At 65.0% G+C, this 11,876-nt stretch carries 10 protein-coding genes; 4 read left to right on the top strand and 6 right to left on the bottom strand.

The annotated features are described in order from the left end of the window. Positions 1-341: 341 nt before the first annotated feature. Positions 342-1,202 (bottom strand): potassium channel family protein, encoded by an 861-nt coding sequence (locus tag JSE7799_RS00960; RefSeq protein WP_055661927.1) that lies wholly within the window; start codon positions 1,200-1,202, stop codon positions 342-344. 638 nt (positions 1,203-1,840) lie between these two features. Here JSE7799_RS00960 and JSE7799_RS00955 point away from each other — a divergent pair. From JSE7799_RS00955 to JSE7799_RS00940, 4 genes are all read left to right on the top strand, one after another. Continuing rightward, positions 1,841-3,124 carry an alpha/beta hydrolase family protein gene (locus JSE7799_RS00955; protein ID WP_055661926.1) on the top strand — a complete coding sequence of 428 codons (1,284 nt, stop codon included), beginning with the start codon at positions 1,841-1,843 and terminating at the stop codon, positions 3,122-3,124. A gap of 205 nt (positions 3,125-3,329) precedes the next feature. Next, positions 3,330-4,295 carry a YihY/virulence factor BrkB family protein gene (locus tag JSE7799_RS00950; protein WP_055661925.1) on the top strand — a complete coding sequence of 322 codons (966 nt, stop codon included), beginning with the start codon at positions 3,330-3,332 and terminating at the stop codon, positions 4,293-4,295. Positions 4,296-4,527: 232 nt separating this feature from the next. Continuing rightward, positions 4,528-4,944: a ribbon-helix-helix domain-containing protein gene (locus JSE7799_RS00945; RefSeq protein WP_055661924.1), complete on the top strand. Its 417-nt coding sequence runs from the start codon at positions 4,528-4,530 to the stop codon at positions 4,942-4,944. A gap of 28 nt (positions 4,945-4,972) precedes the next feature. Further along, positions 4,973-6,034: an extracellular catalytic domain type 1 short-chain-length polyhydroxyalkanoate depolymerase gene (locus JSE7799_RS00940; RefSeq protein ID WP_055661923.1), complete on the top strand. Its 1,062-nt coding sequence runs from the start codon at positions 4,973-4,975 to the stop codon at positions 6,032-6,034. 225 nt (positions 6,035-6,259) lie between these two features. Here JSE7799_RS00940 and JSE7799_RS00935 read toward each other — a convergent pair whose 3' ends face one another. From JSE7799_RS00935 to JSE7799_RS00915, 5 genes are read right to left on the bottom strand one after another with little or no spacing between them, the layout of a single operon-like run. After that, the gene (locus tag JSE7799_RS00935) at positions 6,260-6,616 is read right to left on the bottom strand and encodes a hypothetical protein (RefSeq protein WP_055661922.1); all 357 of its coding nucleotides are present in this window, start codon (positions 6,614-6,616) and stop codon (positions 6,260-6,262) included. Continuing rightward, positions 6,616-7,602: an NrfD/PsrC family molybdoenzyme membrane anchor subunit gene (nrfD, locus tag JSE7799_RS00930; RefSeq protein WP_055661921.1), complete on the bottom strand. Its 987-nt coding sequence runs from the start codon at positions 7,600-7,602 to the stop codon at positions 6,616-6,618. The genes JSE7799_RS00935 and nrfD overlap by 1 nt, the downstream gene beginning before the upstream one ends. Then, the gene (locus JSE7799_RS00925; protein ID WP_055661920.1) at positions 7,599-8,447 is read right to left on the bottom strand and encodes a 4Fe-4S dicluster domain-containing protein; all 849 of its coding nucleotides are present in this window, start codon (positions 8,445-8,447) and stop codon (positions 7,599-7,601) included. Before JSE7799_RS00925 ends, nrfD begins: the two co-directional genes overlap by 4 nt. Then, positions 8,444-11,605 carry a formate dehydrogenase gene (gene fdh, locus JSE7799_RS00920; RefSeq protein ID WP_186201801.1) on the bottom strand — a complete coding sequence of 1,054 codons (3,162 nt, stop codon included), beginning with the start codon at positions 11,603-11,605 and terminating at the stop codon, positions 8,444-8,446. The genes JSE7799_RS00925 and fdh overlap by 4 nt, the downstream gene beginning before the upstream one ends. Then, entirely contained in the window at positions 11,602-11,853 is a 252-nt protein-coding gene (locus tag JSE7799_RS00915; protein WP_222101683.1) for a hypothetical protein, read from the bottom strand. Before JSE7799_RS00915 ends, fdh begins: the two co-directional genes overlap by 4 nt. Positions 11,854-11,876 lie beyond the last annotated feature (23 nt).

Raw genomic sequence — 11,876 nt, 5'->3', positions numbered from 1 at the left:
CCATCGTCGAAAAGACGACCCGGATCATCGTGACCCTGCCGGCATCGTGTCCCCGAAAGGGACTTCTCCTCCTTCTCTTCGACGCCCTCGCCCCACCGAAAACAGCCTGACGCAAGCGCCCCGACAAACCCAGAAACATCAACCCGTATCGCCCAAGACCCAAGTCACCGGCCGGCCTGCCAACCGGACGCAAACACCGGGTGCGCGCAAGAAAACCGAGACCGGGGAAACCATCCCACGGAGCACAAGTCCGCAGCTTCATGAATTATGTGGGCTAACAGGCCCCAACCGAATGTCGGACATCCAAGCACGGGAAAAAACCGGAAAATGCGCGCGTTGTGTCAGTCCCGGTCCAAATGGTCGGCGGCAAGAAACGCATCAATCCGGCCCCGACGATCCGTGGCATCCGTCGCAAGCCAGCTTGCCGTCAGAGCCTCCAGAATCTGGTCCATCGATCGGGCCGCCGCGCATTGGCGTGGGTCGGCCGGACTACCGCTCGCCAATGCAGTGTTCAGCCGGTCGAGCGCGCGCGACAGCGCGAGCGTCTCAGTTTCGGCGTGCATTCGATGCCGAACCGGCAACGTCTGAATGGCCGAGGCGACAGCCGCGAGCGGCGACACCACCTGATCAAGGGTTTTGTCGAGGACGTGGGATGCCGCCCCTCCAGCCGCAATGGCCGCCGCATGGGCGTGCATTGCGGAGATGACAGTGTCGCGCGCGCCGATCACCTGAGACAGCGTCGACACAGATCCCACAACGAAAGTCAGCACCATGAAACCGGTCAGCGACCCGCCCGCCACCGAAAGCTGGGCGACGGGACCGTCCGGGACCACGTCGCCCAGCCCAAGCGTCGATATGGTGTAGCCGGTGAAATAAACACGCTCCCAGAAGTCCGCCGGTCGATTTGGCGACGCCACGATAACCCAATCTGCCTGCGCAAAGAAAACGAGTCCCCAGCCGAGCAGTAACCCAAGCACGACCGCGAACGCGCGCGCCATGACCGAGACCGGGCCGATCGCGGCGAGGAATCTCCGCCTGCCTGTCAAGTGGAAAAGTCTCAGAAGCCCCAGACAGGCGATTTTTTCGGCCCCGGTTGTGAATGGGCCCGACGACAATGGAGTCCGAACCAAAGAACGGAACACGTCCCAGAGGGTCGCACCGACAATGATCAGCCCCGCTAGGGTCATGAAGGAGGCAGTCATGCAAGCGCCTTCTCATTTTTTTTAAAGCCGAAGACCCCAACTAGATCGGCGCTGCCCCGCGGCCACCCGGCCCGCAACTTACGCCATTGAGCGCGGATGATCGATTCGTTCCCAAGGTTGGTCAGGAACCCGGAACGAACCCCGCCGCCGAGGCCGCGCCGAGACCGGGATGCACCGCGTGAAAACGCCGCCTCGGCGGCTCATGGCGCGTGACGTCGACAACCAGGTCGCCATGTTCCAGACCAGCGTAGCCGCCCCGAAAGCCTATATCGCCTTGAGTCCACCCGTCACCGGAACCGCGACATCAGTTCGTCCACGAAAACAGAAGTCTCAGGCATCAGACAACTTGTGAAACGAAAAACATCGGATACCGGCGACCCCCAGGACATCCGATTTAAAAAATGTCGACCGTCTTGCCAATCCGAGTTGCGCTGCGCGAGACGATAACCAGATCAGGAGCTCAGCGCAGTCTCTCAAGGGCGTGGAAAGACAATTTCTAGCGCTGCCGCTTCGACGCTCGTTATGCCGTGATCGCCGGAGCCTTCACCCGGACACGTGAAGCGAATGCCGTAAAGTCCTCACTTGCGACCACGCAGGTGTCGCGCGACGGTAAGCCCACACAAGCTTGAGAGGAACCGATGAAGCATCTTGCACCAGCGTTTGCGGGACTCCTGCTGGCAATGCCCGCCATGGCCCAGAATCCGATCGATCAGATCCGGCCGGATGCGCCCGAACTCGCGCCTTACGGCGAAAACGCGATCGGCGTCAGGACCCTGACCTTTACCCACGAAGACCAGATTGACGTTCCGGCGGCGACCGAGGAGGGAGACCTCCCGACCACCGACCGGGAACTGACCGTAGAGATCTGGTATCCTGCCGCAGCGGGCGTCGAGCCGGGCGGAACCTACACGACGGTCCTCCGCGACGGGCAGACGCCGACGACGCTGACAGGCCGCGCCGCCCGTGATGCGGCTCCGGCAGAGGGGCACTTCCCGCTGGTCATCCTCTCCCACGGCTATCCCGGCAACCGTTTCCTGCTCAGCCATCTGGGCGAGAACCTCGCCTCCAAAGGCTATGTCGCGGCGTCGATTGACCATCCGGACAGCACCTACTCCGACCTCGGCGCTTTCACGTCGACGCTGGTCAACCGGCCTGTCGACCAAGGTTTCGTTCTCGACAGCCTCGCCGAACTCGACGACGACCTCGGCGCGATTATCGACGCCAGCCGGACCGGCGTCGTCGGCTATTCCATGGGGGGCTACGGCGCCCTCATCTTCGGCGGCGCAGGCGTGACGGAAGCGGTCGAGAGGATCGAGCGATATACGCCGCCGCAGAATCTGCTTCGCCGCAACGTCGTCGGTACGGAGACGCACGACGCGCTCCTCGACGACCGCGTCGACGCAATCGTGGCTATCGGTCCATGGGGGCGCAACCGCGACTTCTGGGACGCCGACGCGCTGGCCGAGTTCCGGGAGCCGCTGCTGCTGGTCGCCGGCAGCTCGGACAACGTCTCCGAATACGGTGCGATCCGTCAGATCTTCAACGAGACGACGGGCGTCGACCGCCACCTGCTAACGTTCGAGAATGCCGGCCACAATGCCGCGGCTCCGATGCCCGCGCCGAAGGAAAGCTGGGAGCCATCCCCAAGCCTCGACTTCGTGCCGTTCGAGCATTACGCCGACCCGGTCTGGGACACGACGCGCATGAACAATATCCTCGCGCATTTCACGACCGCGTTCTTCGACCTTCATCTCAAGGGCGAGACCGAACGCAGCCGCTATCTCGACCTTGTCGACCAGGCCAGCGACGGCGTGTGGTCCATGGGCGAAGATGGTGACCCGACCGAGGAACACTCCTACTGGACCGGCTTCAGCGAGGGCACGGCACGTGGTCTGCGCCTGGAATTCCAGCCTGCGCAGTGATTGAAGACGCGGCGGCCTGACGGGGCCGCCGCTCCACATCAAGCGACTCCCGGCGCAGAACGAAGCCTCTAACGCCCTTCCAACGGCGCCGCCTTCCGCTCCAATTGCAGATATGCGGAGGAGTGGCGCCCCCGCCGCCACGTCGGTAGGTGTCCTGTACCTGCCTCCGGGTCGCTCCGGGCCGCAGGCGTGCAGGAGCCGGTGCATGAACGCAGAAACAGATCAAGAGATGGGGCGCGACGCCGTCCTCACGCACGGAATCCTCAGTGAGCATCCAGAGGACCTGCTTCACGGGACCGGGTGGCGCGTTCCATTGGCGGTGTTCCGCGAGGCCTCCCTGAGACTCTGGAGCGACGATGCGTTCGGTCTGGCCGGCAACGTCGCCTTCCGCGCGCTTCTGGCGATCTTTCCCTTCCTAATCTTCACAAGTTCGCTGACCGCTTTCATCGGCGACCGGACGATGGCCGACGATCTCAACAGCTTTCTGATCTCCATCGTGCCGCAAGCTTTGATCGGGCCGATCCTGTCGGAGGTGGAGCAGGTGCTGACCGTTCAACGCGGCGGCGTCCTCAGCATCGGTATCCTGCTGACGATCTGGTTCGCGGTGGGCGGCGTGGACGGCGTGCGGGTCGGGTTGAACCGATCCTACGGAATCCGCGAAACCCGTTCGGTGTTCGTCGTCTACACCGTGCAGACAGGCGTGGTGATCGTGGCCGGCCTTGTGCTCGTTCTGGTCGGCTATCTTCTGGTGCTGGCCCCGCGGGCGGGCTCCCTTCTGCATGACCTGATGCCAAGCTTCGATCCGGCGTCCGTGACGGTCAAGCTGATCCGGTATCCGGCTGCGATGATCATCCTGATCGCCGCGCTGTTCGTGGCGCATGTGTTTCTGCCGGCGCGCCGCACGCGGTTCTCGAACATCTGGCCCGGTGTCCTCTTCACGCTGACCGTCTGGATCCTTCTCACGGCGGCGTTCACCTTCTACCTGAGCAGCTTCGCCAGCTACTCAAGCTACTACGCAGGCCTCGCCGGCATCGTTGCGGCCCTCTACTTCATGTACCTCGCGGCGCTGGTCCTGATCTTCGGCGGCGAATTCAACCGTGCTCTCAGGATCCGCCGTCTTGCACGCGTGATGCACGAACGGGACGAGACGCGCGAACACGCGGCAGGCTGAACGGACCGCGCCCGCTGCCGCGCTCCATCGCCCCTCCATAAGGGTTGAAGGGGTCATTCCTCCTTCGGAAACCTCGCATCACCCCGCTGGCGCGACCACGGACGGCTGATCCAGCACATCGCAAATGCCCGCGACCAAAGCATCTTTCGGAAAAGCCACCACTCGGTCCCAGACTGCTCTTGCACCGCGAGGCTAAACATCCATATACCATCCACACGGATGGAGAAACGCTATGGGCGACGTCAGACAGCTTCGGGACAAGCAGCCCGACAGCGAAAAGATCACCATCAATCTCGGCTTCGTCGACCTTGGCCGCATCGACCTGCTGGTCAAGGAAGGCTTCTACTCCAATCGCAGTGACTTCATTCGCACAGCGATCCGCAGACAACTCGACACCCACGGAGAGGCCGTCGAGAAATCGATCGAGCGGCATACGATGGAACTGGGCCTGCGGGATTATGGCCGTACCGAGCTTGAGCAGCTCCGCGCGAATGGCGAGGTCCTGCATGTGAAGGTCGTCGGCCTCGCGCGTATCGCCTCCGACGTCTCCCCCGACCTCGCACGGGCCACGATCGGCTCGATTACCGTTCTCGGCGCGCTTCAGGCGCCCGCGGACATCAAGAAGGCCTTGGCCGACCGCATCAAGTAGCGGCAACTCCTTCACAAGGATAGAATAAATGATCGACTTTCCTGCTGGCGCGTGGCGCCCGGCATCTGCCGCCATGCGGGCCAACCGCCTCGCATCCGCCAACGACCTCGTAAACCGCACACTGGCTCGGCACGGGTTGGCCGTGGAGCCAGAGACCAAGAGCACCGGCACGGCCGCACATTCCGCCCCGCTATCGGACATACTGGCCCGCTTCGGGCAATCCGGCGGCAGGCGGCCAGAACCCGCGCTCCCCGAGGGCGCCACCTTTGCGGACGACAGCTTCACCTGCCCCGCCGGCACACGCCGCTACCGCACCTATGTTCCCGCTTCCGCGCGGGACGGCGTCACGGGCCTCGTCGTCATGCTCCACGGCTGCACCCAGACGCCCGAAGATTTCGCCATAGGCACCGGAATGAACGCCTTGGCCGAAACGCACCGCTTCATCGTCGTCTATCCGCACCAAGCGCGCGGCGACAACGCACAGTCCTGCTGGAACTGGTTCAGCCGCGGCGATCAGCAGCGAGACCGCGGCGAGCCGGCAATCCTCGCCGGTTTGACGCGCGAGGCCATCGCGCGTCACGGCGTGCCCGACGGGCGGACCTTTGTCGCGGGCCTTTCGGCCGGGGCGGCCATGGCCGTCATCCTCGGCGATGCATACCCGGAGCTTTTCAGTGCCGTCGGCGCCCATTCCGGCCTGCCGACCGGGTCGGCAAAAGACCTTCCCTCCGCCTATGCGGCCATGGCCGGACAGGGCAGTCCCGGCAACGTCGCGGGACCAGCCGTCCGCACGATCGTCTTCCACGGCAGCGCCGATAAGACCGTTCACCCGTCAAACGGCGAGAAAATCGCCCGCCGCGCTCTCGACCGCGGACCGCAACAGAGCCTTCAGCACGAGGAGAGCGGCGCGACGAGCGGGCGGTCTTTCCGCCACTGCACGACCTACGGCACTGACGGCACGGAAGCGGTCGAGCATTGGGTTGTGGAGGGGCTCGGTCACGCCTGGTCCGGTGGGCAGGCCGCGGGCAGCTACACCGATGCGCAGGGTCCGGATGCCAGCGCGGAGATGGTCCGCTTTTTCTTCGCATCCTGAAGTCGGCAACAGGCGCGGCACGTCCTGTCCAAGGAGCGAAGGGCGACCGCTGTCTGACAAAAAGAGCGTGTGGCGCGGCGGACGAATTCGCTGTGGATTCGCCCGCCGCCTCCCTAGACGCCACCTCGTTCCCGTAGATCAAAGCACTCTCGCCGGACTATGTTGCAACCATCAACGGGTACGCTTTCGCGAGCCAGCCGCATTTTGACCGGGCATTACGACCGCTCACTGTGCGCGCGCCTCACCTTCTTCTCTCTCGTCTAAGACATCCCCCTCCGGCGCGGACACGTCTTTGCCAAGCATTCGGAATAGTTCCTCACAGACCTGAGCAATACGCTTGAAATGCAGACCGCTCAGCGGAAACTCCGCGCCATACGCCAGGCTGACCAGCGCATTCGCTCGGTCAAGGCAGTCACCATCGGCTGCGCCGTCCCGATGCTTGGCGATCGTCCGATTGCGAAAGGCGATGACAGCTTTCGCAGCCGCCTGGATCTCGTCATGCCGCACCTCGGCTCCGCGCCCGAGCACGTGTCGAAGGCGCGCAATCGCCTCCTCCGCGTGGCGCTGAAGCTCGGCATCCATTACAGCCGCCCTCCGAGGCGGCGCCGATCCGTTCCCGGCAAATTCCGAGGCTGTGCCAAGCCGAAGGCGGCATCCGGACGACGGGCCGCCTTTTTTCCCTTGTTGAGAATCCCGTGCCGCATCACAAAGGATCCCGCGATCAGGGCGAGCGATCCCACGACGGCGGCGGCAGGGGCTCGCCCTCCCGTCGCGCGGTTCAGCGCATAGCCCGCAATCGGCAGCGCCCCCGCGATCAGAAGGTCGGCTGCCTCGGATTTGTGCGCGGAACCCGCGACCGCGCGCTCGACACCCGCCGCCCGACGGCTGCGGCCTGCAACGAGGCTCGCGCCCACGTGCCCCACGGCGGCAATTGCGGCCACTTCTTCCAACTGCTTCGCCGATTTGTCGCGCCCCCCTGCCCGTTCGCCAAGAGCGAGGGCCGCCGCGCCTGCGGCAACGGACGAGGTCGAGAACTGGGCACCGAGGCCGCGCGGCGCGGCCGCGTAATACGGGTTCGACGTGGCCGCCATAAGGGCAGCCGTGTACGTGGCCGCACCTGCCCCGCTAATCGCCGCACCGGCCTGCGCGATATCGGCAAGACGCGCGACGGCGCGGCGGCGGCGAAGGGCGGAAATATCTCCCAGCGCCGAGACGGCGGTCGCAACGCCAAAGGCCCCGAGGATGTACGTGCCGAACGACATGGGCGAAGTCGGCCGCAGAATGCGCAGCATGTTGTAGAACCGTCGCGGCGTCTTGAGATCGGCGATCAGCAGCGCGGATCCCGTGGCCGCCCCGGTCAAGCCGATGAGATTAGCGTTTCGCCGCGCGCCACGGAACGCGTCGCGGTCGCGGCGAGTTCCGATCCAGGCAAGCGCCTGCGCCGCGCCGGCCAGTCCGGCAATCGCGATGTAACCGCTGACCTTCCAGTCCCACTGAGGGTTCTTCAGCGGCGGCTGACCGTAGTAGCTCTCACCGCGCCACGTATCGGGCAATTCGCGCCGGGTCATCGCCGGTTCCCGAGAAGTGCGGTCGCCGCAAGCGCGAGCCCCGCAAAGGTGGCGAGGCCGGTCCCGAGGGCGAGGCCGATACGCTCCGCAGGGCGGCTTGGCGCGGCGGGAAAATTGTAGACCTCGGGCCGGTCGAGAAGCAGGAAGAACGCGTTGAGCTTCTCGATGCCGCCGGTGGCGCCGGGATGGCCAGGTGCGCCGTAGAGATACGCATCCTCTACCCCCCGATCATGCAGCGACGCGACACGATCCTCGGCGCGGGGGATCAGTTCGTCGAGCGGACCGAACTGGATCGAGTCGGTGGGACAGACCTTGGAGCAGGCGGGCTCCAGCCCGCCCTTCAGCCGATCGTAGCACATGGTGCATTTATGCGCCTTGCCATCGACCCCATCGAGATCGACAACACCAAACGGACAGGCTGGCACGCAATAGCCGCAGCCGTTGCAGATGTCCTGCTGCACGACGACGGTGTTGAACTCGGTGCGGAAGATCGCGCCCGTCGGACAGGCTTCGAGACAGGGCGCGGGATCGCAATGCTTGCAGACATCCGACGACATGAGCCAGCGGCTCTGGAAGTCCGGCGTCTGGCCGTCGGGACGGTGGTTCATCTGCTCGATGAAGGCGACGTGGCGCCATGTCGTGGCCGACAGATCCACAGTGTTGTCGTAGCTCATGCCAGACATGCCGTCCTCTTCGGCGGGGAGTTGGTTCCACTCCTTGCAGGCCACCTCGCAGGCCTTGCATCCGATACAGACGGAGGTGTCGGTAAAGAAGCCGTAATCCCGGCCCGGCTCGATCCCGGTCCCGGCCGTGCGGCGGGCCTCCTGGGGCGCGTCAAAGCTCATTCGGCGGCTACTCCTCGCGTCAGGCGACCCGGGCGGATGGCGCAGGTCAGCGACTTGTTCTCGTGCATCGACGTGTTGGGATCGCCCACCGCGGCGGTCAGGACATTGGCGATGTCGCCCGTCGCCTCGCCCTCCCAGCCGAAATGCCACGGCATCCCGATCTGGTAGATCCAGCGGCCGTCGAATTGCAGCGGGCGCAGCCGCTCGGTGACCATCGCCCGCGTCTCGATGGCGCCCCTGGCCGTCGAGATCACGACCCAGTCGAGTGTCTCGACACCGAGTTCCGCCGCCAGCTCCGGCGGCAGTTCGGCGAAGCCCTCGGGCTGAAGCTCCGCGGTGTGGGGCACGCCGCGCGTGGGGGTGCCGCCGCAATGATGTTCCGTCAGCCGGTAGGTCGTGAGGACGTGCGGATAACGCGGATCGCCCGGCTCATGAAGCGGGTTGTCGTCGCGGGCGAACATCTTGGCGACCGGACTCTGGCGCTGCGCATAAAGCGGGTTGCGGCCCGGGCTTTCCACCGGCTCGTAATGCGTCGGCAACGGTCCGTCCTTGAGGCCCGACGGCGAGTAGAGGGCGGCACGGCCGTCCGGCATCATGATGAAGGGCTCGTCGCCCCGGATCGCCGCCATGCCATGCGCACCCTTCTCCCAGTCCGGACGGTAATCGGGGCGCTTCTCCGGCTCGAAGTCAATGGCATCGGTCCCCTGCCACGCGCCCTTCTCCTCGTCCCACCAGACCAGACGCTTTTTCTCGGACCACGGTTTGCCTTCGGGGTCGGCCGAGGCGCGGTTGTAAAGGGTGCGCCGGTTCGCGGGCCAGGCGAAGGCCCAGCCGAGATGGCTGCCCGGCCCCTCCGGCCCGTCCGCCTCACGCGCGCGGGTCTTGTTGAAGCCGGGATAGCAGCCCGAATAGAGCCACGATCCGCAGGCAGTCGAGCCATCGTCCTTCAGGTCCTTGAAGCCCTCGATCTGCCGCCGCTCCGGCCATGTATAGCCATTGATCTCCCTCAACACCGCCTCGGCATCGATGTCCCCGCGGGCGTTCACCACCGGGTAGTCGAGCGTCAGCGCCTGGATCGGCCTGTCGCGCTCACGGCCGCTCTGCGCATAGAGCTCCTTCATCCGCTGCCCGAGATGGTACATGAACCACAGCTCCGACCGGCTTTCGCCGGGGCCGTCGACCACCTTGTCGTGCCACTGCACGAGGCGATGCGTGTTGGTGAAGGTGCCGCCTTTCTCGCCCGACAACTCGGCCGGCATCAGGAACACCTCGGTGCCGATCTCCTCCGGCCGGATCTCGCCGTTGCGGACGGGATGGCCCTTCTCCCAGAAGTTCGCGGCCTCGATCTCGTCGGTATCGCGCACCACCAACCAATCGAGCTTGGCGAGACCGCGCTGGATCATCTGGCTGTTGGACCCGCCCATGACGACGTTCTGACCCGTCAGGAACAGACCCTTCACCACCCCGTCATTCATCGCGAGCGTCAGCGCGAGCTGGCTGTGATCTCCCACGATCTTGGGCAGCCAGTGATACCCCCACTCGTTCCGGGGGCCGACAGCATCGCCGTAATAGGCGCGCAGCAGGCTCGTCATGTATTTCGGAAAATTGTGCCACCAGCCCGTCGGCATCGTCTCGTCTTCGAGGAACTTGTCGTAGCTCCGCGCTTGCGGCTTGAAGCCGTTGGGCTGCGGCAGATAGCTCGGCAGCATGTTGTAAAGCGTCGGAATGTCGGTCGAGCCCTGGATGGAGCAATGGCCGCGCAGCGCGATGATCCCCGCACCCGGCCGCCCGACATTGCCCAGAAGCTGCTGCACCAGCGTCGAGGAGCGGATCATCTGCACGCCCGTCGTGTGGTGGTTCCAGCCGACGGCATAGGCGATCGCGCCGGTCTTTTCCGGCCCCGATGCCTGCGCCAGCGTGTCCGCGATCTTGAGGAACAAGTCCTTCGGGCAGCCCGTCACCTCCTCGACCATCTCGGGGGTGTAGGGCGCATAATGCCGGCGCAGGATCTGATAGACGCACATCGGATGCTGCAGAGTTGAATCCTGCCGGGGCGGCTTGTCGGTCAGGCGGCTCGTCATCTCCGAGAACGATTCGGCGGTGTTGAGGTAATGCTCCGACAGCGCCGAGGGAACGACCATCCCATCATATTGCCAGCTGTCGTAGTCATAGGCGTTCTTGTCTGCGTTCCAGCCGGAGAAGCGTCCGTCCTGCCGCTCCGACGGACTCTGGAACCCGTCATCGATGATGGTGGCGAGGTTGGTGTAGGGGATGGCCCAGTCGCGCCACCACAGGTCGTTCTCCAGGAGGTACCGGACCACGCCGCCGAGAAAGGCGATGTCGGTGCCGGTCCGGATGCTCGCATGAATGTCCGCCAGCGCCGAAGTGCGGGTGAAGCGCGGATCGACGTGGATGACCTTCGCGCCGCGCTCCTTGGCCTGCATCACGAAGCGGAAGGCGATCGGATGCGCTTCCGCCATGTTCGACCCCATGATCAGCACGCAATCCGAATTCGCCAGATCCCACTGCGCCATCGTCGCGGCACCCCGCCCGAACGAGGCCCCGAGTCCGGGGACTGAATTCGAGTGACAGACCCGCGCCTGGTTCTCGATGAAGACCATGCCGAGGCCCGCGCCGAAGACCTTCTTGATGAGGTAGTTCTCCTCGTTATCGAGCGTCGCTCCGCCCAGAGAGGCGATGCCGAGCGTATGGTTGACCTTGGTCCCGTCCGGCAGCGCCTCGACGAAGGTCTCGTCGCGCGTCTGCTTCACGCGCTGCGCGATCCGCTCCATCGCCCAATCGAGAGGCACCTCCTCCCATTCGGTTGCGTACGGGGCGCGGTACTTCACCTTGGTCAGGCGCGTGGGGCTGGCGTGCAGGCTGAAGAGCGTCGCACCCTTGGGGCAGAGGGTGCCTTCGTTGATCGGGCTGTCGGGATTGCCCTCGACATGGATGATCCGCCCGTCCTTGGCGTACATCAATGTGGAGCAGCCGACGGCGCAGTATGGGCAGACGCTGACGCCGACATCGTCGGCCTGCTCCAGCCGCGGCCGCAATCCTTCGGACATCTCGCTACGCGCGGCGTCGGAATGGTGGCTCTCACCCCGCGCCTGCCGCGGCAACGACCAATTGCGCAGGAAGTGACGAACCCGGCTCATCGGGCACCCACGGGGCGGATATCGCGCGCGGTAAGCGCCCTGCGTCCCGGCGTATCGGTACAGGCGACGGCGACCCGTCGCGTCAGCAGCGCCGGCAGATCTTGCGGCTCCAACGCCGCATGCCGGTCGAGTGCGAAGAGAAGCGAGCGCCCGTCATCGGAGGACAGCCGGAACCGTCCCTCCTGCACGACAGTGATGACCCCGAATTCGTGCCGCACCTGCCTCTCCCGTCTCGCGTGCTTCTTCATGAAAGCCTGCGGAGGCGTCGCGG

This window comes from Jannaschia seosinensis (genome assembly GCF_001408515.1).
Taxonomy (GTDB): domain Bacteria; phylum Pseudomonadota; class Alphaproteobacteria; order Rhodobacterales; family Rhodobacteraceae; genus Jannaschia; species Jannaschia seosinensis.
Note: the sequence above shows the minus strand (reverse complement) of the source record. Positions and strands in the feature narration are given on the sequence as shown.

Excerpts from the sequence above, each read along its gene's own strand:
- JSE7799_RS00960 (WP_055661927.1), bottom strand. The coding sequence starts at position 1,202 with ATGACTGCCTCCTTCATGACCCTAGCGGGGCTGATCATTGTCGGTGCG.
- JSE7799_RS00955 (WP_055661926.1), top strand. The coding sequence starts at position 1,841 with ATGAAGCATCTTGCACCAGCGTTTGCGGGACTCCTGCTGGCAATGCCC.
- JSE7799_RS00950 (WP_055661925.1), top strand. The coding sequence starts at position 3,330 with ATGAACGCAGAAACAGATCAAGAGATGGGGCGCGACGCCGTCCTCACG.
- JSE7799_RS00945 (WP_055661924.1), top strand. The coding sequence starts at position 4,528 with ATGGGCGACGTCAGACAGCTTCGGGACAAGCAGCCCGACAGCGAAAAG.
- JSE7799_RS00940 (WP_055661923.1), top strand. The coding sequence starts at position 4,973 with ATGATCGACTTTCCTGCTGGCGCGTGGCGCCCGGCATCTGCCGCCATG.
- JSE7799_RS00935 (WP_055661922.1), bottom strand. The coding sequence starts at position 6,616 with ATGGATGCCGAGCTTCAGCGCCACGCGGAGGAGGCGATTGCGCGCCTT.
- nrfD (WP_055661921.1), bottom strand. The coding sequence starts at position 7,602 with ATGACCCGGCGCGAATTGCCCGATACGTGGCGCGGTGAGAGCTACTAC.
- JSE7799_RS00925 (WP_055661920.1), bottom strand. The coding sequence starts at position 8,447 with ATGAGCTTTGACGCGCCCCAGGAGGCCCGCCGCACGGCCGGGACCGGG.
- fdh (WP_186201801.1), bottom strand. The coding sequence starts at position 11,605 with ATGAGCCGGGTTCGTCACTTCCTGCGCAATTGGTCGTTGCCGCGGCAG.
- JSE7799_RS00915 (WP_222101683.1), bottom strand. The coding sequence starts at position 11,853 with ATGAAGAAGCACGCGAGACGGGAGAGGCAGGTGCGGCACGAATTCGGG.